Origin of the sequence: Trinickia diaoshuihuensis (assembly GCF_003390925.1) — a bacterium.
GTDB lineage: Bacteria > Pseudomonadota > Gammaproteobacteria > Burkholderiales > Burkholderiaceae > Trinickia > Trinickia diaoshuihuensis.
In genome coordinates, this window is sequence record NZ_QUBS01000083.1 from 99,984 (window position 1) to 123,111 (window position 23,128).

Here is a 23,128-nt window from a genome sequence, read left to right on the forward strand (position 1 = left end):
CATCGGCAACCCATTCCATTCATTCAAACACTAGCGGGCGTGCGTCCTGTGAATGCGCGCGCCCTCGTCGACATCATCGAGGAATATTCAATGCGGCTTGGCGTTTGTTATTACCCGGAGCACTGGCCCGAAAGCACATGGGAAAGCGATGCGCGGCGCATGGCGCAGATGGGCATCTCGCGCGTGCGGATCGCGGAGTTCGCGTGGTCGCGCATCGAGCCCGAGCCGGGACGATACGAATGGGCGTGGCTCGATCGTGCGGTGGATACGCTCGCGCGCCACGGGCTCGAAGTGGTCATGGGCACGCCGACGGCCTCGCCGCCGAAATGGCTCGTCGATGCGCATCCCGACATCCTTCCAGTCCTGCACGACGGCCGTGCGATGCAATTCGGCTCGCGCCGTCATTACGATATTTCGAGTGCGAGCTATCGGCAGGAGTGCGCGCGCATCGTCGAAGCGATGACGCGGCGTTATGGCGAACATCGCGCGGTTGTCGCGTGGCAGACCGATAACGAGTTCGGTTGTCACAATACGTTGCCGAGCTATACTCCCGCCGCGCTGACGCGTTTTCGTCGCTGGCTAGTCGCGCGCTATGAGACGATCGATGCGCTCAACGCTGCTTGGGGCAATGTGTTTTGGAGCATGGAATACCGCGGTTTCGACGAAATCGAACTGCCGACGCACACGCCGACCGATGCGAACCCGTCGCATGTGCTCGATTTTCGGCGTTTCCAATCGGGTGAAGTGGCGAGCTTCCACCAATTGCAAGCCGACTTGATCCGCAAGCATGCGCCGGGCCGGGACATACTGCATAACTTCATGGGTTTTTATAGCGCGTTCGATCACTATGCATTCGCCCGTCATGGCCTCGATGTCGCCGCTTGGGATAGCTACCCGGTGCCGCGCACCGAAGTGTTGCCGCTGCCCGAAGCCGACAAGCATTGCTGGGCGCGCACAGGGCATCCCGATGTGTCGGCGTTCAGCCACGATCTCTATCGCGGGGTCGGCAAGGGGCGGATGTGGGTCATGGAACAACAGGCCGGGCCCGTGAATTGGGCCCCTTGGAATCCGGTGCCGCAGCCCGGTATGGTCCGGCTGTGGACGTGGGAAGCGTTCGCGCATGGCGCCGAACTCGTGTCCTACTTTCGCTGGCGGCAATGCCCGTTCGCGCAGGAGCAAATGCATTCGGGGTTGAATGCGCCCGACGACGAACTCTCGCCTGGCGGCGAAGAAGTCATGCGTGTGGGCGCCGAGTTGCGCGGCCTCGGCACACCGGCGTACGGCGCGATGCCAAGCGAGCGTGCGCCCGTTGCGCTGTTGTTCGACTACGAAGCCGATTGGGTGATCGAAACGCAGCGGCATGGCGCCGACTTTGACTATCAACACTTGGTATTCGAATGGTATAGCGCGTTTCGGAGCTTCGGCATCGACGTCGATATCGTTTCGGCGCGGGACGATGTCAGCGCGTATCGGCTCGTGGCGGCGCCGACCCTGCCGATTCTTCCCGATAGCGTCGTCGAGCAAATCTCACAGGGCGGCAATCACTGGGTCTTCGGGCCGCGCACGGGGTCGAAATCGGAGACGTTCGCGATCGTCGATGGCTTGCCGCCCGGTAAGCTTCGATCGGTGTTGCCGATGCGCGTGGCCGAAGTGGAGTCGCTGCGGCCGTCGCTGAAACCCTCGTTGCGCTTAGACGGGATCGACGGCGAGGCGGTAAGATGGCGCGAGCATGTGCAACCGGGTGCCGGGACCGAAGTCTTGGTTCGATTCGACGACGGTTTGCCCGCGCTGCTCCGTCGCGAACGCGTAACCTATATGGCGGCTTGTTTCGACCGCGCGTTGCTCGGCGCCGCCATCGCCAAGTGCCTGCGCGACGCCGGGATCGATGTTTCGCCTTTGCCCGAAGGCTTGCGGCTACGAAGGCGCGGGGCGGTGCGATTCGCGATCAATTATGGCGATCGGGAACAGCGAGTGCCTGCGCCGAGTGGTGCGCGATTCTTGCTGGGAAGTTCGGTCGTTGGGCCCATCGACGTAGCTGCCTGGATCGAAGAAGACTGAACGGTGCGCACACGTATTACCGACCTCGCTCGAACGGCACACTTCGTGCCGCTCGCTATCGCGACGCTGATGTTGGGCGTCGCGTTGTCCTTTACGGCCCCCTACCTGTCGCTATTCGGGATCGAGCAGGCCGCGATGTCGCCGTTGCGGCTCGGCGTTTTCATGACCCTCGTTTCCGCGAGCGGCGTCTGTGCGAGTACCGTACTGGGACGCTGGTCCGATCGGAGCGGACGCCACCGAGGGTTGCTCATTGCTTCCCTCGTCGCGGCCATGCTCGGCTATGCGAGCTTGGGGTTCGTGCGCGGCTATGTCGCGCTCGTGGCGGTCGGCGTGGTATTGCTCGGCCCCGGCGCCGCATCGTTGTCGCAGATATTCGCCTTCAGCCGCGCCGCGTTGCGAATCGCCGATCCCGCGCAGAATGAATTTGCTTCCGCCGCGCTGCGGACCCTATTGTCCCTCGCATGGGTGTTCGGTCCCGCGGTGGGGGCATTGATCCTGGCGCAGGCGGGATTCAAGGGACTTTTCGCGTTTGCCGCGGCAAGCTTCGCGGCAAGCGCGGTGATCGCGTTGCGAATTGCCGAGACGAAACCGGGCTTGCAGGAAAAGGCGGCTTCGCTCGATTCCGGCCGAGCGGTTGCTTCCGGGCCGCCTGCGGTCGGCTGTCCCGTATCGAACGAAGCCCGCGCCGCGAATGCACGCAAAGCGATCCCGCGCATCCTGATCGCGCTAGGGCTAATCGGTCTCGCCGCTAACGCGACGATGATCCTGTTGCCGCTTTACTTGCTTCACGCGTTGCACGGTACGCGGTTGACCGTATCGGCTGCGCTCGGCACAGGCGCGTTGCTCGAAATCCCGATGATGCTTTGGCTCGGTTCGATTTCGTCGAGATTGCGCAAGCCCAAGTGGCTCAGCGCATCGGCGGCGGTGCATACGGCCTACTTCATCGCGCTCGCGGCGATCGTGCACCCGTGGGCAATCGTGCCGTTGCAAGTGCTATCCGCCGCCGTCGTCGCGATCACCTCTTGCTTGGGCATGACGTATATCCAGGATCTGATGCCCGGCGAGACCGGCGCCGCGACGGCCTTGTTCTTCAATGCGTCGCGCGTCGGATCGATTCTTTCGGGCGTATTGGCGGGCACCGTCGTCGGGGCGTTCGGATATCGCGCGGCGTTTCTGATGTGCGCGGTGCTTACGCTGTGCGCTTTCGCATTGCTGGCGTTCGATAGCCTGCGCTACAAAGCGGCAAACGCGCGCGCCGCGGTGCGGCGCGCCTAGGCGGGTTAGCGCCGCCGCATCGCGTCGAGCGACGCGAGCGCATTCCCATGGAAGTCGAATAGCGTGTTGTTGTCCCACTGATCGCCCGCGCCGGTTTTCCAGCCGACGCCAGGTACGGGCGTCCATTCGGGCTCCCACCAGAACACGCCTTTGCCGCGATTGTCCGGCACGGCTTTGACGAGATCGACCAATGCGCCGATGAATTGGGCTTGCCCTTCGGGCGTCGGCGGGAAATTCACGGAGCCCGTGTTCGTCATCGCATTGGGTTCGGAATCGCCGTCGCTCGTCGTCCATGGGTAAGCGGTCTCGACGACCATGACGTCCTTGCCGTAGCGCGTTGCCAGATCGTTCATGTTCGCGCCGAGATCGGCGAGCGCGCCTTGCCACTGCGGGTAGTACGAGAGTCCGATGACGTCGAACGCGACGCCTCGCTGCACGGCGTTGTCGAACCACCAGCGGCTCGTGGCGTTATTGCCGCCGCTGTCGAGATGGAGCATGACCTTGATCCGCTCGTCGACGGATTTGACCGCGTCGTGTCCGGCCTTGAGCAGGGCGGCCAGGTTGTCCCACTGATCGTATTTGCCGAGCGGCCAAAGCATGCCGCCCGTGATCTCGTTGCCGATCTGAACCCACTCGGGCCTGACGCCTTCGGCGCGCAGCATCCGCAAGACATCGGCGGTATAAGCCGACAGCAGGCGGCAGGTCTCGTCCAAGCCGGCGCCCGCCCAGGCGTGCGGCGGGTACTGCTTGCCGGGATCGGCCCACCAATCGCTGTAGTGAAAGTCGATGAGCACACGCATTCCTAAGGCGGCCACGCGGCGAGCGAGCAGGCATACGTGCTGCGCATCGTTGTACCCGGCGGCGGGGCTTTGGTTCGCGGGGAAGAAATTCGGATTGCCGGGATCGTTCCAGACTTTCAGGCGAATCGAATCGACGCCGTGGCCGCGGAGAATACGCAGGCAGTCCTGCGCGACGCCATGTTCGAAGTAACGGGCGCCGTGGTCCTCGAGTTCGAGCAGCGTGGATACGTCGGCGCCCATCGCGAATGGTATGCCGCGTCGAAGTTGAGCCGCGCTATCCGCGGCGCGCGCCAATGGCGGAAATCCCGCGGTCATGCTTGCCGCGGTAGCCGATGCCATCCATGCCAGTACAGACCGTCTCTTCATGTGAGTGCCTCCTGTTCGATGTTTTCGGACTGCATCGGCAAGCGGCGGTGACGAGAAATTTAAGCGCTTAAATTTCCGAGCGAAACACCGACGGGGATCGTCCCTTGGAACGAAGGAATCCTAAACGTCTAGTGGAACGCGGGCCTTTGCCGAGGCAGTGGCGCCAAGCCTATCAAAGCCGTTCGCGCCATGCCAAAGGCTTTGGGACTTGTCCACTATGTGGTTTCATCGCTGCCCCCTAACCAAGCGAGAGCGCGAGGGCTAGGCGAGGGGAACGGTGCGATGGGCCGCGACTAGCGACGAGATGACCTCGGATAGCGTCGTTTGGCCGAAACGCCGTTCCCTCTTCGCGGCATCTTCGATATCGATCCTTCCGGCGTTATGCGCGTCGTAGAGATCGGCGATAAGCTGCGCATGTTTTGCGGTCAATCCCGCCCGCAGCAACGTGGCTGTCCATTCGCTTCGAGGCAGTGCAAAAGCGGTGATCGTTGCATTGCCGATTTCGCTCAGCAACCGTGCAACGTCGGTCGTATTGATTCGCTCGGGGCCTTCGATGCTGACGATCCGAGGGCGATCCGATCGCCGGTCGTCCAGTAACAACTCTGTGGCGGCGAGGCCGACATCGTGCGCGGAAACCGCCGGAAACGACTTTGACAAAGGATGATGCAAGCTGGGGAGAACGCCATGTTGCAGAGCGGTAGGAATCACGCGCGCCCAGTTCTGCATATGCTCGGCCGATCGCAACAGCGTCACACGTCCGCCAAGCGGACGCAGTTGCGTTTCGAAGTAGTGGAACAGCATGGTGATTCCAGTCCCCTCATCGAGTTCCGCGCCATAGTCCGATAATGCCACGACTCGGGTGTCCGGCGCCGCGCGCAACGCATCGGCAGCGACGCCCGCCATCTTGCGCATCGTCGATTCAGGGTCGATGTCGTCCTCCGGTATGGGGCATAGCATTTGGACGGTGTGAGCACCGTCGATTGCGGCACGGACCGACGCAAGGTCGGTGAGATCGGCCGAGGCGGTCTCGCACCCGATCGCTCGGAAGCGCTCGGCCTGACGTTCGTTTCGTACCACGGCGCGAACGCGATGCCCCGCTTTGCGCAGTGCCGTAACCGTGGCGCTGCCCACCTTGCCTGATGCTCCGAAGATCACGAACATGAATCGCTCCTCATTGACGCGTAGGAAGGCATGCTACGGTCCGGTCGCGTAAGGCGCGATCAGGAAAGGATGAAAAGCGCGGAAACGGATGAACGGTTGATCGCTTGATCGCTTCGTTGCAGGGATTGCTCCGTATCCCCTAGACTTATCGAAGCGACGCTGCGCAAACTGTGAAGGATTGAATGCCATGAACGCCCGGGCTTCGACGTTAGGTGACGGTACGCGTACCAGCTTGCTCTCGAGCAAAGGGCGCGGGTGGAAAGGGTTTGGAGCGGAAGTCGTCTCAATTTCGGCGGGCACGCACCGAATCCCCGCCGCGGAACAACACCGAATCGGCGTTCATATCGGCAAGCCGATACGCGCCAACTGTATCTGCGACGGTCGGCGGCACGCGAGGATTCAGACGCATGGCGATGCCGACGTCATTCCCGCGGGCATGGATGGGCAATGGTCGGATGACTCCGATTGCACGGTCTTGCGGATCTGGATCGACCATGCATTCGCCGCATCGATCCACGATCAATTGGAACTGAAGCCGTCACGCGCGGCGTTTCCAATGCGCTTGCAAATGCGCGACCCGCGATTTCAGCATCTGGCGTGGGGATTGCAAGCGGAATTGCAGGCCGAGGAAGCCTCCGATTCGCTCTTTGCCGAGAGTCTTTGCACGGCGATGGTCGTCCGCTTGCTGGGGAGCGTGCCCTCGCTGGAGGGGAAGCGCCGCGCACTGGCGCCCAAAGCGGCCGCGCGCGTGGCAGACTTTATCGAAAGTAGCCTCGACCGGCGCTTGACGTTGGCGGATCTAGCCTCGGTGCTCGATATGAGCGTCCCGCATTTCAAAGCGTTGTTTCGCGAGACCTTTGGCGTACCGGCCCATCGATATGTCGTACAGCGCCGCGTCGAGCGCGCGAAAGCGCTGCTATCGAGCGGCGCGCACGATGTCGCGCAAGTCGCGTTCGAGACGGGGTTCGCGCATCAAAGTCATATGGCGCATTGGATGAACCGGCTGTTAGGAGTGAGTCCGCGCGAGTTGATTAAATCGCGGCCGCGCGGCGCTTGAACCTATTCGAGCGGTTATCGGCGCGATCTCCTGCGCCACGTAGGCGGGAACGGACTATGCAACGCGCCGGTAATATGGCTGACATTGCCCGTCGGCGATAATGGTCGAGTTTGCGGCCGCTGAGCGGGCGAGCCGCCAGGCCACTTCGTCTTCAGGGGGTATGCGATGGATAAGCCGGACTCGAGATCCGATGCGCAGTTCTTTGCCGAACGGCAGCGCCGCTTCGAAGAAGATCTCGTCGATGCTTACGACGAAGAACTCGAAATGGAGGTGGACGACCGTATCTTGGACGGCTCCGACGCCTTCACTCCCGAGGCGCGCAGGCTGCGCCGGCATTACTTCAAAGAGTTGTTCCGGCTGCAAGGCGAACTCGTGAAGCTGCAGGATTGGATCGTGGAAACGGGGCACAGGCTCGTCGTCATTTTCGAGGGGCGCGATGCGGCGGGCAAGGGCGGCGCGATCAAGCGAATTACGCAGCGGCTCAACCCGCGCGTCTGCCGCGTCGCCGCATTGCCGGCGCCCAGCAACCGCGAGCGCACTCAATGGTATTTCCAGCGCTATGTCACGCATCTGCCGGCCGGCGGCGAAATGGTGCTCTTCGATCGCAGTTGGTACAACCGCGCGGGGGTGGAGCGCGTGATGGGGTTCTGCTCGGATGACGAGTATGAGGAGTTCTTCCGTTCGGTGCCCGAGTTTGAAAAGATGCTGGTTAGAAGCGGTATCCAGATCCTTAAATACTGGTTTTCGATTACCGACGAAGAGCAGGAGATTCGTTTCCAGGCGCGCATCCACGATCCGCTCAAGCAATGGAAGCTAAGCCCGATGGACCTCGAAAGCCGGCGCCGCTGGGAGGCTTATACGCAGGCGAAGGAGGTCATGCTGCAGCGCTCGCATCATGCCGACGCCCCGTGGTGGGTAGTGCAAGCGGTCGACAAAAAGCGGGCACGGTTGAACTGTATCCATCATTTGTTGAGCCAAGTGCCGTATCGCGAGGTCGAGCATCCGGTGATCCAACTGCCGGAACGCGTGCATAACGAGGACTATATTCGCCAGCCGGTGCCCGCCGAGATGATTGTTCCGGAGATTTATTGACTTTACGAGCGCGGAAGCGGGCTCAGGGGCATTCCGATGAGCCGCTCAAGAGCCAATGACTGCGTTAGGCGAGTACCGGGCGGAAGAAGCTACGTTCGTAGCTGATGATGCAACGGGTTTTCGCCGCGTGATCGAACGCAGCTCGGCAGCCAGGATCTTGCTGGGAATCGGCCCGGTATTTTTCGTAAGCGGCCAAGCTCGGGAACGAGAACAGCGCTAGCGCGACGTTATTGGCGCCTTCGCCGGGTAGGAAGTAGCCATGGTGCGTTCCGCCGAACCGTTCGACCAGTGGGATCCACATCTTCGCATAAGTCTCGAACTCATGGATGAGACCGGGATCGACGATGTAGCGGACGTGGCAAGTGATCATAGTGCCGGGATAGGGGTGAACGTTATCGGGTTGCGCCTTGGTTGTCGTGCGATGATAAAGCACAAACGAACGCCTTCACCCCTCAGTCCCGGCATATGCCGCCTTCAACGCGGCCACATCGAACTTATTCATTTGCATCATCGCCTTCGCGACGCGCCCCGCCTTGACCGGATCGGAATCCGAGATCATCGGAATGAGATCGTCAGGCACGATCTGCCATGAGACGCCAAAGCGGTCCCGCAGCCAACCGCAGTTGTCGTAAGCGCCGCCGCCTTCGACGAGCTTATCCCAGTAGCGGTCTAACTCCTGTTGATCGGCGCAACCGACCATGAACGATATCGAGTGATTGAACCGCTCGCCGGTTTCGTGGCTCATGGCGATGAACGGCTGGCCAAAGAGCAGGAATTCGACCACTTTAGTGGCGGCCGTGCCCGGCACGGGTGTCACGCGCACCACGCGTGAATCGGGAAAGATGCCCGAATAGAACACGGCAGCCTCTTCAGCTTGCGTGCAATACCAGAGAAAGGGCGTGATCTTCTGAATCGACATAGCGAACTCCTTCATGGTGACAAGGTGAAAGGCGCGGCGAAAGCCGTCATCGATACGACGAACGAAGTCCGCTCGAATCGACATGATTGATGCGGACCAACGATGCCGCGCGACGCGACCAATCCGGGCAGACGATTCAAACAACCGTTTGATTCTGGCCGCTCGCGCATTTGTGAGTCATTGTGCGAATGGACGCGTTTCTCTAGACTGCCATTCATTACCGCTATCGGCCAGGAGATGCGCAATGTCCCGCAACGACGACGAGACGTTTTGGCACAACGCTAGGCAGCACTTGGTTCGATACGGCGGCACCTTCGAGCCGATGATCATCGAGCGCGCCCAAGGCAGCTTCGTCTATGACGCGGACGGGCGGGCGATTCTCGACTTCACGTCCGGGCAAATGAGCGCCGTGCTCGGACACAGCCATCCGGATATCGTCTCGGTGATCAACGAGTACGCCGGCAAGCTCGATCACCTGTTTAGCGGGATGCTCTCACGGCCGGTTGTCGATCTGGCGACACGCCTGGCTCAGGTCTCGCCCGACGGCCTCGACCGTGCCTTGTTATTGAGTACTGGCGCGGAATCGAACGAAGCCGCCATTCGCATGGCCAAGCTCGTCACCGGCAAGTACGAGGTCGTCGGCTTTGCCCAATCGTGGCACGGGATGACAGGCGCGGCGGCCTCCGCGACATATAGCGCGGGACGCAAAGGCGTCGGCCCCGCCGCCGTAGGTTCCTTCGCGATCCCGGCGCCGTTCACCTATCGGCCGCGCTTCGAGCGTGCGGGGCAATACGACTACCTTGCGGAATTGGATTACGCATTCGATCTGATCGATCGCCAATCCAGCGGCAACCTGGCCGCCTTCATTGCCGAACCGATTCTAAGTTCCGGCGGCATTATCGAATTGCCGCTGGGCTACATGGCCGCGCTCAAGCGCAAGTGCGAGGAACGGGGCATGTTGCTGATCCTCGACGAAGCGCAAACGGGAATCGGGCGCACGGGGACCCTGTTCGCCTGCCAGCGCGACGGTGTCACGCCCGACATTCTGACGTTGTCGAAGACCTTGGGGGCGGGCCTGCCGCTCGCCGCCATGATTACTTCTGCGGCAATCGAGGAACGGGCCCATGAATTGGGCTATCTGTTTTACACGACGCACGTATCCGACCCGCTGCCAGCGGCAGTCGGGTTGCGCGTGCTCGATGTGGTGGATCGCGATGGCCTCGTCGCGCGGGCGAACGTCATGGGCGATCGCCTGAAGCGGGGGCTGTTGGATCTGATGGAGCGTTTCGATTGTATCGGCGACGTTCGCGGCCGGGGCCTGCTGCTGGGAATGGAGATCGTCAAAGATCGGCGTACCAAGGAGCCCGCCGACGCGCTCGGCGCAAAGATTACGCGCGAATGCATGAAGCTCGGGCTCAGCATGAACATCGTGCAATTGCCCGGCATGGGCGGGGTCTTCCGGATCGCGCCGCCGTTGACGGTCAGCGAGGACGAAATCGACCTGGGCCTGCGCTTGCTCGCGCAGGCCATCGAGCGTTCGTTATGACGCGATGCCCCGGTTGAAGGTCGGCTTAGCCTTTCGTCGCCCCAAACGTGAGCCCCGCGACGAAATGTTTTTGCATCGCGAAGAACATCGCGACCGAGGGCATCGCCGCGAGGATGGACCCGGCCGATACGAGATTCCAGGCAGTCGTCCATTGACCTTTCAGCGCCGCGACGCCGACGGTGATCGGCGCCGCATCGTCGCCTTGCGTCAAACATAGGGCCCAGAAATAGTCGTTCCACACGAACGTGAAGACCAAAATCGAAAGCGCGGCGAGCGCCGGCCGAATGAGCGGCAAGACGATTTTGAAGAATACGGTCCACTCGTTGGCCCCTTCGATGCGGGCGGCTTCGATCAATTCGAATGGGAGTTGCTTGATGAAGTTCCTGAGGAACAGCGCGCAAAACCCGGTCTGGAACGAGAGATGAAAGAGGATGAGCCCGCTTACGGAGTTATACAGGCCAAGCTGCAAGGATAAATCCCGCACCGGAATCATCAGCACTTGAATCGGTACGAAGTTGCCGGCCACGAACGCCGCGAATAGCGTCGAATTGCCCGGAAATCGATAGATCGCAAGGGCGAATCCGGCCATGGCGGCCAGCGCGATCGCGCCCGCCACCGCCGGCAGCGTGATTTGCACGCTGTTCCAAAAGTAATGCAGCATGGGTGAGGCCGTCAGCGCTTCGCGATAGTTGTCGACGAGCGCGAAATGCTTGGGCCATCCCCAATAATTGCCGGCGCTCAGCTCCTCCGACGATCTCACCGATGTGACAAGCACCGCGATCATCGGCAGCAGCCAAACGATGAGCGCGACCGGCAGCGACAGTTTGTACACGCAGCGTGCAGCGGGTTTCCATTTCTCGACCGGCATGGGATACATGGTCAGGACTCCTTATCGCTCGTTTCTGAGCAACCGGCGCAGTTGATAAACGATGAAGAGCAGCATGATCGCGAACAGCACCACCGCGATCGCGGCCGAATAACCGAGCCGGTAATACTTGATCGCTTGGTCGTACATGTAATAAGCGAGGACCGTGGAGCTTTCGAACGGGCCGCCGCCGGTCATGACCGAGATCAAATCGAAGCTGCGCAATGCGCCGATCACGGTGACGACGACGGCCATGAACGTGGTCGGCCGCAGTTGCGGGAGAATGACGTGCCATAGCAGCGCCCAACCCTTCGCGCCCTCCATGCGCGCCGCTTCGATTTGCTCGCTGCTCAGCGTGGTGAGTCCGGTGAGGTACAAAATCATGCAGTACGCGGTTTGCGGCCACAACGCCGCGAGAATGATGCCCGGCGTCGCATAGTGGGGGTCGCCCAGCACCGGAATCCCGTGCCCCACGATCAGCGCCAGCAAGCCGAACGTCGGGTCGTAGAACCAGGAAAAGATGAGCCCCACCACCACGCCCGACAGCACGAACGGCGCGAAGAACAGCGACTTGACGATGCGGATGCCCGCTACCGCTTGATTGAGGTAGAGCGCGATGGCGAGCCCCATCGGCGGCGCCAGCAAAAACAGCGCGAGCCAAATGACGTTGTTTTTGAGCGCGGTATAGAACGTCTGCGAGTGAAAGAGTTCGACGTAGTTGGCGAGGCCGACGAAGGTTGCTTCGGTCATGCCGTCCCAGTTGTAAAGGCTGAGGCGCAGCGTCGATAGCACGGGCCAAATGACGTAGATGGCCACCATCGCGCACGCGGGAGCAAGAAACAACATCGCCGCGCGACGCTGGCGCCGTGCCGTCGGCGACGTGCGGCGGCGTGTGGTGGGCCTCCGCCGGCTTGCCGGCGCCGACGGAGGCAGGCCGTCTTCTCCAGGGTGGGCGGACCCATCGGCTCGCTGAGTGATGAACTGAGACACGTCAACCTCCTAAACGAACGCGCGCGCCGCGCGCGGGTTGCCCGATCGGCTTCGCCGCGCGCGAGCGCATTGCTTACTTCTTATAGATCCGCTGCCGAGCCTGCTCCAGATGGGCCAGTATCGAATCGAGCTGCGTCGGATCGGACACGAACTGCTGCATGCCTTTCATCCCTTCATCGGCCATTTCCTTCGTCATGTCGCGATCGTAGAACTGAGCGATGCCGCCCTTCGTGTTCGAAAGGATCTGAAAACCGATTTTCGAAATGGGATCGTCGGGCTCGGGCGATTGGCTGTTCGCCGACAACGAACCGAGTCCCACCGCGAGTTGCGCGCCGATTTTGGGCGTCTCGGCGAACGCGAGGAACGCGCGCGCATCGGCCTTGTTTTTAGCCTTCGCGGGAATGTTGAGCGTTTCGACCGGACCGTCTTCGGCCGTCGGTACGTTGGTATCGATGATCGGGAATTGGAAGTAACCCATTTGCGATTTCACGGCCGGCGTAAAACCGCCGGTGATGAACGTGCCCATCAGCATCATCGCGGCCTTGCCTTGGAAGAGGAAAGGCTGGGCGGCATCGAGATCGTACGAAAGCGAGTTCTCGATGAAGTAGCCCGCATCGAGCAACTGTTTCCAAGTCGTGTAGACCTTTTTCACGCGGGCATCGGTGTACGGAACTTCGCCCGCCATCAACTTCTGATGAAAGGCGTTGCCATTCAGACGCAGGTCCAGATAATCGAACCAGCCCGCCAGCGTCCAAGCATCGCGTCCGGCTACGGCGATCGGCGTGATGCCCGCGGACTTCAGTTTCTTGCAATCGTCGAGGAACTCGTTCCAACTTTTCGGTTCGCCGGCGATCCCGACTTTCTGAAACAGATCCTTCCGATAGAACATGCCCCACGAGTAGTAGACGGTGGGCGCGGCGTATTGCTTGCCGTTATAGGACGATGCTTCCTTCGTGGACGCATAGGTGTTGTCCCAGCCATTCTTCGTCCAATCGGCGGACAGGTCTTCGAACAAACCGCGCTTGGCGTAATACGCCATGCGTTCTCCGTCATGCCAGTTCACGATGTCGGGCGGCGCCGTGGTCAACCAGCCGGGCAACTGAACCTTGTACGCTTCCTCGTCGATAAACGCGACCTTCACGTCGGTGCCGGGGTGGGTTTTCCTGAATTCATCCACCACCTGGGTCCAGACTGCGCGCTGGCTTGCTCCCTTGAAGGCGATGTTGATGTCGAGCGTCGCGGCGCGTGCCGTGCTGCTTGCAAGCGCGCCGATCGCGAGGGCCGACGCGAGCGCGACGGCGGCGAGCGTGGTGCGGGGTTTGTACGTCATGCCTGTCTCCTATGTATTACGTCGTTGTCGGTGTTGCATCGGAACCGGTATGGGGCGTTCGACCTCGTACGTTCAACGCGCCCGCGTTCGATAAGCGGCCACGCCTTGCGGCTCGATTTCGTGCGAGCCGACGAGGAAGGCGTCGGCCGGTATGCCGCTCGGCAGCGTATGAGGTTGCGCGCCGTAGTTGAACACCCACGTGACGCCTCCGCGCCTGCTCACGCGCACCATATCGCCGAGCGGTTCCGGTTCGAGCCCGGCTTCGCGCGCGATGCGGGCGAACAGCGCTTGCGTGGAGGCCTCGTCGAATAGGCTCGCCAGATAATGCATCGCACCGTATTTCACGTAGGCAGAATGGCCGTCGTTGAATGCCGCGCGGATTTCGATCGATTCGCGGCTTTCCTTTCCTAGGTCGACGTCGATCAAGTCGCGCCAATGCCGCGCATGCCCTTGCGGGAGGTTGCCGCTGAACGCGACGCGCGGATTGACGTTCGGCCGCATCGATTCGACGCGCCAAACGCGCACGGGCATGACAGACGCGAGAGGACCCGGCGGCAAGTTGGACGGGATCTGCAGCTCGGCCGTCTTCGATCCGGTACGCGGCCCGATGATCACGTGCGCGAGGGTGTCCTTCAGGCGTTGGGCGAGCTCGTCGGATACGACCGGCAACGGCGGAATGACGATCAGCTTGTAGCCGTCGAGCGGCGCGTGCGGGGAGACGATATCGACGTCGAATCCGAGCGTGCGCAGTGCCGAATAATATTCGACCGCGAACCGCGGATAGTGAAAGTCGATGCCTTGCGGATGCACTTCGAAAAGCCATTTGGCTTCGTAGTCGAAGATCAGTGCCACGCGCGCGGGTACTTTGCCTTCGACATCGGCATCGACATGGCCGGACAACGCGCTCAGCTCTTGCGCGACGCGTTCGGCTTCGCTGCCGCCGATATCGAGCCGGTTGTCGGGCGTATTCAATCCCGCGTGCATTTGCTCTTGCGCGAACGGCGCTTGGCGCCAACGGAAATACGACACACAGCCCGCGCCGTGAGCGAACGCTTCCCAGCTCCAAAGCCGAACCATCCCGGGCAACGGAGCGGGATTCCATTTGGCCCAGTTGACGGGGCCGGGCTGCTGCTCCATGACCCAGAAAGGCAGCTTGGACATGCCGCGATAAAGGTCGTGATTGAACGACGCGAAATCGGGATGGCCCGTGCGTAAATACTTTGCTTTCACTTCGGGCTCGTACCACTGCTCCTCGAGCGCGCCGAGCGGATAGCTGTCCCAAGCGGCCACGTCGAGATCGTCGGCCACCTGGTAGTGATCGAACTCGGTGAACAGTTGCATGAAGTTGTGCGCAACCGGGCGTCCCGGCGAGTGCCGGCGAATGATCTCCACCTGCATGCGGTTGTACCGCGCGACTTCGTCGGAGGCGAAACGCCGATAGTCGAGACGATGCGATGGGTGCGCCTCGGTGACGGTGCCGACCGGCGCGTCGATTTCCTCGAAGCTGCGATACTCCATACTCCAAAACACGGTGCCCCATGCGCGGTTCAACGCGTCGATGTTGCCGTAGCGCGCCTTCAGCCATGCGCGAAAACGTTCGAGCGCGGCGCGCGAATAACTGACGACGGTTTGGTGGCAACCATACTCGTTATCGGTCTGCCAGTACGCGACGGCGGGATGCTTGCCGTAACGCGACGCAATGGCGTCGCAAATCGCCTTCGACGCTTCGAAGTAGGCGGGCGACGAGAAGTCGTAGTGCCGGCGCGATCCGAAGCCGCGAACGCGCCCGTCGGCGCCGACCGGCAGAATGTCGGGGTGACGGTCGATGAGCCACTTCGGCGGCGTGGCCGTCGGCGTGCACATGACGACCTCGAGGCCTTCCGCTGCGAGCGTGTCGATGGCGCGATCGAGCCAGCCCCAGTCGAATTCGCCGGGCGAGGGTTCGATGCGGCTCCAAGCAAATTCGGCGATACGTACCTGCTTGATGCCGAGCTGTCGCATCCGCTTTGCATCGTCGCGCCACATGGCCTCGGGCCAGTGCTCGGGGTAATAGCAGACTCCTAGACGCATTGCATGGTCCTCTTGTCGGTGTCGGTTTTAAGCGTGTTCGCGGGCGGTGCTGAGCGGCGCGAGTGCGAACCCGTCTTCAGCGAATAGATGGCAAGCATGGGCCGGTGCGCGAAAGCGCACGGTATCGCCGCGCCGCAGGCGTGCATCGCCGGGGGCCTTCGCGATCAGCACGGCGCCGCCCGGTTGGTCGAGATGGACATAGCTGTGTTCGCCGAGCGCTTCGATCAGCGCGATCGGGCGCGTGAGCGTGACCGCCTCGTCTTCGTTCGAGGCGGGCGCATCGCCCTGCACGGGTTCGAGATGCTCGGGACGCACGCCGAACGTGACGGGCGCGCCGGGCGCGAGGCCCTGCGCCCGCAACGGCAGCCTCACCGATTCGCCGCTGCCGTCCAGAACGACGGCCACGCCGTTCGGGTCGACCGACGCGACCTTGGCCGGAAGAAAGTTCATGCGCGGCGAGCCGATGAAGCCGGCAACGAATTTGCTCTTCGGCCGGTGATAGAGGTCGAGCGGCGCGCCCACTTGGGCGATGCTGCCGAAGCGCTCGGTGTCGTTGCCGGCATGCAGCAAGACGATCTTGTCGGCGAGCGTCATGGCTTCGATCTGATCGTGCGTGACATAGACGACGCTCGCGTCGGCGAACTGCCGATGCAGCCGCGCGATTTCAATGCGGGTCTGACCGCGCAACGTGGCGTCGAGGTTCGAGAGCGGTTCGTCGAACAGGAAGACGCCGGGTTCGCGCACGATCGCACGGCCGATCGCGACGCGCTGTCGTTGCCCGCCCGATAGCGCTTTGGGGTGCCGGTCGAGCAGCGCGTCGAGTTGAAGGATGCGAGCCGCGTCGCGCACTTTCCGGTCGATGTCGGCCTTGGGCGTCTTCGCGAGTTTCAGGCCGAACGCCATGTTCTCGTAGACGGTCATGTGCGGAAAGAGCGCGTAGCTCTGAAACACCATGGCCACGCCGCGTTGCGCGGCCGGCACGTCGTTCACCCGCTTGCCGGCGATCGAGACCTCGCCCTCGGTCACGTCTTCCAGGCCCGCGATCATGCGCAGCAAGGTGGATTTGCCGCAACCCGAGGGGCCTAGGAAGACGCAGAACTCATTCTTGCCGATTTCGAGATCGACGTCCCGAATCACCAGGGCGCCGTCGCCATAGGCCTTTTGCACACCGCGCAACGAAATGCTCGCCATCGTGCCGTCTCCGTGTTTTAATCTGCGCTTGATGATTAAGCGCTTAATCAGCGCGCCGTAAAAAGCGGTCGCGGGGCGACCGGGGCGCGGCAGGCTCAACTTTTCGTGAGCGATGAGTGCATGGTGCCGCGCCCGGCGCGATCATGCAAATGTTGAATAACCATCCCATTTATTGAGAAACCGATGCCGACGCTGAACGAAGTAGCCGCCGCGGCGGGTGTGACGCCCGCCACGGTTTCGAACGTGCTGCGCGGTAAGGGCCGTGTCGGCGAGGCGACGCGACAGCGCGTGCTCGAAGCGATTGCCGCGCTCGGCTATCGGCCGCATTTGCCCGCGCGTGCGTTAGCCGAGGGCCGCGCGCCGACGATCGCATTGATGGTGTCGAGCATTGCGAACCCGTTCTATCCCGAGTTCGCGCTAGCGGTGGAGAACGCGCTTCGGCGCAGGGGGCAATTCCTCATTATTTGCAACACGGCCGGCGATCCGCAGACGGGCCGTGCCTACCTCGATCAAATCGCGGGGACGTTGTCCGAAGGTGTCTTGGTCATGAATGCGAACCTCGATTTCGAGGATCTGCGGATGACCGAATTGCGCGGCGCGCCTGTCGTTTTGTGTATGTGGGAGCGGCCGCTCGATCCGCCTGGGCTGCCATGCGTGGCGGTGGACTTTCGATCGGCGGGGGAACTGGCGGCGAAGCATCTGCTCGAACTCGGGCATCGGCGCATCGGCGCGATCGTCGGCAGCAAAGTGTATGGGATTCATGCGGCGCGTTACGACGGTTTCGTCGATGCGATCGGCGCGGCCGGGCTCGACGCGGCTGCCGCTCCGGTGCTGTACACGCCCGATACAACGCAGGGTGGTTATGCCGCGGCGCTCGAATTATTGAAGGCCCATCCGGATCTGACGGCGCTCTTTACCACGAACGATTTGCCCGCGCTCGGCGCGATGCAGGCGGCGGCCGATTTAGGGCTTGCCGTGCCGGGCGATCTTTCCGTCGTCGGGATTACCGACATTCAACTGGCGCGTGAATCGCGGCCCGCGTTGACGACTGTGGCGGTGCCGACGGTCGAAGCGGCCGAGCTGGCGGTGGCCTTGCTGTTGGAGTTGATCGAAGCGCCGGCTGCGCGGCCGCAAGCGGCCGGTGAACGCGAGGCACGCGTTTGCGTGACCTCGGCGCCCCATCTCATCGTCCGTGCGTCGACGGGCCAGGTACGCGAAGGAAGCCTTTAGCAGTCCTAACCGAACGCGGTCGGCGATAACGAACGCGCTCATCGCGCGTTCGCGCAAGCGCGTTCAAAGATAGAACATCCGATCCTCGTCCGACTTCGTCGCATGCGGCTCGGCTTCTCCGCGATCTTCGTAGAACGCGAGGACGGCCTCCAGCACTTGGGCCGGATCGTCGATCACCTGCATGAGCTTCATGTCTTCGGGATTGATGAGTCCCATCGGCAGCAGGGCGGTCTCGAACCACTGCAAGAGCCCTTTCCAGAACTCGGCGCCCACCAATATGATCGGTACGTGGCGCGACTTCTTCGTTTGGATCAGCGTCAGCACTTCGGCCAGCTCATCGAGCGTGCCGAAGCCGCCCGGCATGACGATCACGGCATCGGAGTTCTTGACGAACGTGACCTTGCGCGTGAAGAAGTGCCGGAAACGCAGCGAGATGTCTTGCCACTGGTTGCCCGATTGCTCATGCGGCAACTCGATGTTCAAGCCCACCGACGGCGCCTTGCCTGCATGGGCGCCCTTGTTCGCGGCTTCCATGATGCCCGGGCCGCCGCCCGAGATGACGGCGAAGCCCGCATCCGAAAGCTTGCGGGCGATTTGGGTCGCCAGCTTGTAATAAGGTGAGCTCGGTTTGAGGCGGGCCGAACCGTAAATGCTCACGGCCGGGCGAATCTCCGAGAGGTACTCGGTCGCCTCGATGAACTCTGCCATAATCGTGAACATCTGCCATGACGCGCGGGCCTTTTTGGCTGTCGCGCGTTCTTGATCTGCGAGCGATCGCAGACTCGGAATCACTTTTCTCTTGTTCATAATGCCTGCAGAACGGAACCTGGAAGGTAAGACCCTCGTTTTGGTCGACGGATCAAGTTATCTCTATCGGGCCTACCATGCGATGCCTGACTTGCGCGGCCCCGACGGCGAGCCGACGGGAGCCATCTACGGCTTCATCAATATGTTGCGTCGCATGCGCAAGGAAGTCACGGCAGAGTATAGCGCGTGCGTCTTCGACGCAAAGGGCAAGACGTTCCGTGACGACTGGTATCCCGAGTACAAGGCGCATCGTCCGTCGATGCCGGAGGACTTGTCCAAGCAGATCGAGCCGATCCATTTCGCCGTGCGGGCGCTGGGCTGGCCGCTGCTGATGGTGGACGGCGTCGAGGCCGACGACGTTATCGGTACGCTCGCCGCCGCGGCCGAACGCGAGGGGATGAACGTCATCGTCTCCACGGGCGATAAGGACTTGGCGCAGCTCGTGAGCGCGCACGTCAAGCTCGTCAATACGATGACGAACGAAACGCTCGACCGCGACGGCGTCATCGCGAAGTTCGGCGTGCCGCCCGAACGCATCGTCGACTACCTTTCGCTGATCGGCGACACCGTCGATAACGTCCCCGGCGTCGAAAAATGCGGTCCGAAGACGGCGGTCAAGTGGCTCGCGCAGTATGAAACGCTCGATGGCGTCGTGGCGCACGCGAGCGAGATCAAGGGCGTGGTCGGCGAGAACCTGCGCCGGGCGCTCGATTTCCTGCCGCTCGCGAAAAAGCTCGTGACGGTCGAGCGCGAATGCGATCTGACCGAGCACGTCGCCTCGATCGAGGAAACGTTGCCATCCCGTCCCGAATCGCCGCTCGAGTTGCGCGATTTGTTCATGCGGCACGGGTTCAAGACTTGGCTGCGCGAGGTCGAAGCGTTGATCGAGGGGGCGCAAGATGCCCAAGCCCAAGCGGGCGAAACCGAGCCCTCGGGCGTACTGGCTGCCGAGCCCGCGCCGAGGATCGCCCCTGAGCGCTGCTATGAAACGGTGCAAACGTGGGAGCATTTCGACGCTTGGCTCGCCAAGATCGATGCGGCCGCATTGACCTCCTTCGATACGGAAACGACCTCGCTCGACCCGATGCAGGCCGAGATCGTCGGGATTTCCATCTCGGTCGGCGCGGGGTGCGCGGCCTATATCCCGGTTGCGCATCGCGGACCCGATGCGCCCGTGCAGTTGCCGCGCGACGAGGTGCTGGCCAAACTCAAGCCTTGGCTCGAAAGCCAGGACAAGAAAAAAGTGGGCCAGCATTTGAAGTACGACGAGCAGGTGCTCGCCAACCACGGTATCGAACTGAACGGTGTCGAACACGATACGTTGCTCGAGTCGTACGTGCTCGAATCGCATCGTCCGCACGACATGGACAGCCTTGCTTCGCGCCATCTCGGCGTCAAGACGATCAAGTACGAGGACGTGGCCGGCAAGGGCGCGCAGCAAATCGGTTTCGACGAGGTGCCGCTCGATAAAGCCGCCGAGTATGCGGCCGAAGATGCCGACGTCACGTTCCAACTGCACCAGGCGCTCTTTCCGCAAATCGAGCACGAGGCGGGTTTGCTGCACGTATATCGCGACATCGAGTTGCCGACGGCGCGCGTATTGCGCAAGATGGAGCGTAACGGCGTGCTGATCGACAGCGAGCGGCTGCGCCGTCAAAGCAGCGAGATCGCGGCTCGCCTCATCGAACTAGAAGGCGAGGCTTATGCGCTCGCGGGCGGTGAGTTCAATTTGGGTTCGCCCAAGCAAATCGGGCAGATCTTTTTCGAGCGGCTGCAGTTGCCCGTCGTCAAGAAAACGCCGAGCGGCGCGCCTTCGACCGACGAAGAGGTGCTCCAAAAGCTTGCCGAGGACTATCCGCTGCCGAAGCTGCTGCTCGAGCATCGCGGCTTGTCGAAACTGAAGTCCACTTATACCGATAAGCTGCCGCGCATGGTCAACCCGAAGACGGGGCGAGTGCATACGAACTATGCGCAGGCGGTCGCGGTCACGGGACGGCTGGCATCGAACGATCCGAATCTGCAAAATATCCCCGTGCGTACGGCAGAGGGCCGCAGGATCCGGGAAGCATTCATCGCGCCCGAGGGCAGCAAGATCGTGTCGGCCGATTACTCGCAAATCGAGTTGCGCATCATGGCGCATATCTCGGGCGACGAATCGCTGTTGCGCGCGTTCGCTCAGGGGGAAGACATTCACCGCGCCACGGCGGCGGAGGTCTTCGGCGTGACGCCGCTCGAAGTGACGAGCGATCAGCGCCGCATCGCCAAGGTGATCAACTTCGGGTTGATCTACGGGATGAGTTCGTTCGGGCTCGCTTCGAACCTCGGTATCACGCGCGATGCGGCCAAGCTCTATATCGACCGGTATTTCGCGCGTTATCCTGGCGTGGCGCGCTACATGGACGAAACGCGCGGGAACGCGAAGATCAAAGGTTATGTCGAAACGGTCTTCGGGCGCCGGCTGTGGCTGCCCGAGATCAACGGCGGCAACGGCCCGCGCCGGCAAGCAGCCGAACGCGCGGCGATCAATGCGCCGATGCAAGGCACAGCCGCCGATCTCATCAAGATGTCGATGATTGCGGTGCAGGCATGGCTCGAACGCGAGCATGCCAAAAGCCGCATGGTCATGCAGGTGCACGACGAACTCGTGCTCGAAGTCCCCGACGACGAACTGTCCGTCGTACGCGAGAAACTGCCGCAATTGATGTGCGGCGTGGCGGCCCTGAAGGTGCCTCTCGTGGCGGAAGTCGGCGCGGGCGCGAATTGGGAGGAAGCGCATTGATGCGCTGATCCCGGCGCACATGGGCGTGCCCGTATGGCTCCAGTCAGCCCGGGCAAGCGTGCGTGAGCGCCGCTTCGCGGACAATGACCGAGGCCGCTCCCGACGAGCGGGTGACCGAACCGAATTATCAACGGCATAGGGAGTATCGGCATGCATCGATTTATCGTCGTGGGAGGAGGGGCGGGCGGGCTCGAATTGGCGACCCGCCTAGGCGATCGCTACGGCGCGCGGCGGGGAGAGCCGCCGCGCGCGCTCGTGACGCTCGTCGATCGGTATCCGACTCATATCTGGAAGCCCTTGCTGCATGAAGTGGCGGCGGGCAGTCTCGATCCGTTCACGCAGGAGCTCGAATATCCGGCGCAGGCGCGCTGGCACGGCTTCGAGTTTCAACAAGGCGAACTGACCGGGCTCGATCGCGCGGCCAAACGCATCACGATCGCCCCGGTCATCGACGCCGACGGCGCCGAGATACTGCCGCGGCGCGAACTCCCGTACGACACACTCGTCATCGCGATCGGCAGCACCACGCATTTCTTCGGCGTGAATGGGGCGGCCGAACATTCGATCGCACTCGATACGGTCGCCCAGGCGGATCGATTCCGCAAGCGGCTTATCGCAGCATGCATGCGAGCCGAGCATCAGCCGCACGAGACGGTCGAATCGGGGCCGGGCACGTCGCCGGAAAGCGAGCCGCGCATCCAAGTGGCGATCGTCGGCGGCGGTGCGACGGGGGTCGAGCTGTCGGCCGAATTGCGCAATACGGCGCAGGTGCTCTCGGCCTACGGTTTGCATAAGCTCGATCCCCGCCACGACGTCGGCATCGTTCTTATCGAAGCAGGTCCGCGCATTCTGCCGGCGCTGCAAGAGCGCGTATCGAGCGCGACGGCGGAGCTGCTGCGCAAGCTCGGCGTGAAGCTCATGATCGGAGAGACGGTGGCCGAGGTCGCGCCGGGCATCGTGCGCACCGCGAGCGGGAAGATCGTGCGCGCCGATCTGACGGTATGGGCGGCCGGTATCAAGGCGCCGCCCGTCTTGAGCCAATTGGACGGGTTGACCGTCAACCGCCTCGGGCAGTTGAGCGTGCGCCGTACGCTGCAGACGGAGAACGATGACGATATCTTCGCGCTCGGCGACTGCGCCGCCTGCCCGTGGCCGGGCAACGAACGCAACGTGCCGCCGCGGGCCCAAGCGGCGCATCAGCAGGCAAGCTTCCTGTTGAAGGCGTTATCGAGGCGGCTCGAAGGCAAGCCGTTGCCCGAGTTTACGTACCGCGATTTCGGCTCGCTCGTCTCGCTCGGCCACTTCAGCGCGGTGGGCAACCTCATGGGCGGCCTGATCGGCGGAAGTATGCTCATCGAGGGCTTGTTCGCTCGCTTTATGTATATGTCGCTGTATCGGCTGCATATCGCGGCGCTCCATGGCTATCCGCGAATGATGCTCGATACGGTCGCGCATTGGCTGCGGCGCACGACGCTGCCTCGCGTCAAGCTGCATTAGGCTTCTTTCGGTCCGAATCGATGCTTATCGGTTCGACCGGGGAGCGCCGACCGAATAGGCTCTGTGGTTTTAGTTGAAGTCGGGTGCCCGCCGAG

Annotated in this window: 18 protein-coding genes; 8 read left to right on the plus strand and 10 right to left on the minus strand. The window is 62.2% G+C overall.

Going from position 1 to position 23,128, the window contains the following annotated elements; all coding sequences use genetic code 11:
* Window positions 1–90 precede the first annotated feature (90 nt).
* Together DXT59_RS21805 and DXT59_RS21810 are read left to right on the plus strand one after the other, a co-directional pair.
* Window positions 91–2,058 (plus strand): beta-galactosidase, encoded by a 1,968-nt coding sequence (locus DXT59_RS21805; RefSeq protein ID WP_116139094.1) that lies wholly within the window; start codon window positions 91–93, stop codon window positions 2,056–2,058.
* 3 nt (window positions 2,059–2,061) lie between these two features.
* Window positions 2,062–3,333, plus strand: coding sequence for an MFS transporter (locus DXT59_RS21810; protein ID WP_116138997.1), 1,272 nt, complete (start codon window positions 2,062–2,064; stop codon window positions 3,331–3,333).
* A gap of 5 nt (window positions 3,334–3,338) precedes the next feature.
* Here DXT59_RS21810 and DXT59_RS21815 read toward each other — a convergent pair whose 3' ends face one another.
* Both DXT59_RS21815 and DXT59_RS21820 read right to left on the minus strand, forming a co-directional pair.
* The gene (locus DXT59_RS21815; protein WP_116138999.1) at window positions 3,339–4,499 is read right to left on the minus strand and encodes a glycoside hydrolase family 53 protein; all 1,161 of its coding nucleotides are present in this window, start codon (window positions 4,497–4,499) and stop codon (window positions 3,339–3,341) included.
* A gap of 261 nt (window positions 4,500–4,760) precedes the next feature.
* The gene (locus DXT59_RS21820) at window positions 4,761–5,660 is read right to left on the minus strand and encodes an NmrA family NAD(P)-binding protein (RefSeq protein ID WP_116139002.1); all 900 of its coding nucleotides are present in this window, start codon (window positions 5,658–5,660) and stop codon (window positions 4,761–4,763) included.
* Window positions 5,661–5,847: 187 nt separating this feature from the next.
* On the opposite strand from DXT59_RS21820, the gene DXT59_RS21825 reads away from it, so the two are divergent.
* Both DXT59_RS21825 and ppk2 read left to right on the plus strand, forming a co-directional pair.
* Complete coding sequence (locus DXT59_RS21825) at window positions 5,848–6,717, plus strand: helix-turn-helix domain-containing protein (RefSeq protein WP_116139004.1); 870 nt, start codon at window positions 5,848–5,850, stop codon at window positions 6,715–6,717.
* A gap of 165 nt (window positions 6,718–6,882) precedes the next feature.
* A complete protein-coding gene (gene ppk2 / locus DXT59_RS21830) occupies window positions 6,883–7,809 on the plus strand; it encodes a polyphosphate kinase 2 (RefSeq protein ID WP_116139006.1) in 927 nt (308 codons plus the stop codon).
* 64 nt (window positions 7,810–7,873) lie between these two features.
* On the opposite strand, the gene DXT59_RS21835 is transcribed toward ppk2, so the two are convergent.
* A complete protein-coding gene (locus DXT59_RS21835; protein ID WP_116139096.1) occupies window positions 7,874–8,179 on the minus strand; it encodes an NIPSNAP family protein in 306 nt (101 codons plus the stop codon).
* A 75-nt stretch (window positions 8,180–8,254) separates the two neighbouring features.
* Window positions 8,255–8,728, minus strand: a complete 474-nt coding sequence (locus DXT59_RS21840) for a VOC family protein (protein ID WP_116139099.1) — start codon at window positions 8,726–8,728, stop codon at window positions 8,255–8,257.
* Window positions 8,729–8,972: 244 nt separating this feature from the next.
* Here DXT59_RS21840 and DXT59_RS21845 point away from each other — a divergent pair, with 244 nt between their 5' ends.
* Entirely contained in the window at window positions 8,973–10,274 is a 1,302-nt protein-coding gene (locus DXT59_RS21845; RefSeq protein ID WP_116139008.1) for an aspartate aminotransferase family protein, read from the plus strand.
* Window positions 10,275–10,299: 25 nt separating this feature from the next.
* Here the strand turns inward: DXT59_RS21845 and DXT59_RS21850 are convergent, their stop codons facing one another.
* The 5 genes from DXT59_RS21850 to DXT59_RS21870 all read right to left on the minus strand — a co-directional run bounded on the left by DXT59_RS21850 (window position 10,300) and on the right by DXT59_RS21870 (window position 16,720).
* Window positions 10,300–11,151 (minus strand): carbohydrate ABC transporter permease, encoded by an 852-nt coding sequence (locus DXT59_RS21850; protein ID WP_116139010.1) that lies wholly within the window; start codon window positions 11,149–11,151, stop codon window positions 10,300–10,302.
* A 12-nt stretch (window positions 11,152–11,163) separates the two neighbouring features.
* Window positions 11,164–12,072 carry a carbohydrate ABC transporter permease gene (locus DXT59_RS21855; protein ID WP_420823415.1) on the minus strand — a complete coding sequence of 303 codons (909 nt, stop codon included), beginning with the start codon at window positions 12,070–12,072 and terminating at the stop codon, window positions 11,164–11,166.
* Between the two features lie 130 nt (window positions 12,073–12,202).
* Window positions 12,203–13,459, minus strand: a complete 1,257-nt coding sequence (locus DXT59_RS21860; protein WP_116139014.1) for an ABC transporter substrate-binding protein — start codon at window positions 13,457–13,459, stop codon at window positions 12,203–12,205.
* A gap of 72 nt (window positions 13,460–13,531) precedes the next feature.
* Window positions 13,532–15,529, minus strand: a complete 1,998-nt coding sequence (locus tag DXT59_RS21865; RefSeq protein WP_116139016.1) for a beta-galactosidase — start codon at window positions 15,527–15,529, stop codon at window positions 13,532–13,534.
* Between the two features lie 27 nt (window positions 15,530–15,556).
* Window positions 15,557–16,720: an ABC transporter ATP-binding protein gene (locus DXT59_RS21870; protein ID WP_116139101.1), complete on the minus strand. Its 1,164-nt coding sequence runs from the start codon at window positions 16,718–16,720 to the stop codon at window positions 15,557–15,559.
* Between the two features lie 183 nt (window positions 16,721–16,903).
* Between DXT59_RS21870 and DXT59_RS21875 the strand changes: the two genes are divergently transcribed.
* Window positions 16,904–17,950 carry a LacI family DNA-binding transcriptional regulator gene (locus DXT59_RS21875; protein ID WP_116139018.1) on the plus strand — a complete coding sequence of 349 codons (1,047 nt, stop codon included), beginning with the start codon at window positions 16,904–16,906 and terminating at the stop codon, window positions 17,948–17,950.
* 63 nt (window positions 17,951–18,013) lie between these two features.
* Here DXT59_RS21875 and DXT59_RS21880 read toward each other — a convergent pair whose 3' ends face one another.
* A complete protein-coding gene (locus DXT59_RS21880; RefSeq protein WP_116139020.1) occupies window positions 18,014–18,757 on the minus strand; it encodes an LOG family protein in 744 nt (247 codons plus the stop codon).
* Window position 18,758: 1 nt separating this feature from the next.
* Between DXT59_RS21880 and polA the strand changes: the two genes are divergently transcribed.
* The gene (gene polA, locus DXT59_RS21885; protein ID WP_116139022.1) at window positions 18,759–21,536 is read left to right on the plus strand and encodes a DNA polymerase I; all 2,778 of its coding nucleotides are present in this window, start codon (window positions 18,759–18,761) and stop codon (window positions 21,534–21,536) included.
* Between the two features lie 150 nt (window positions 21,537–21,686).
* Window positions 21,687–23,033, plus strand: coding sequence for an NAD(P)/FAD-dependent oxidoreductase (locus tag DXT59_RS21890; protein ID WP_116139024.1), 1,347 nt, complete (start codon window positions 21,687–21,689; stop codon window positions 23,031–23,033).
* The last annotated feature ends 95 nt before the right edge of the window (window positions 23,034–23,128 follow it).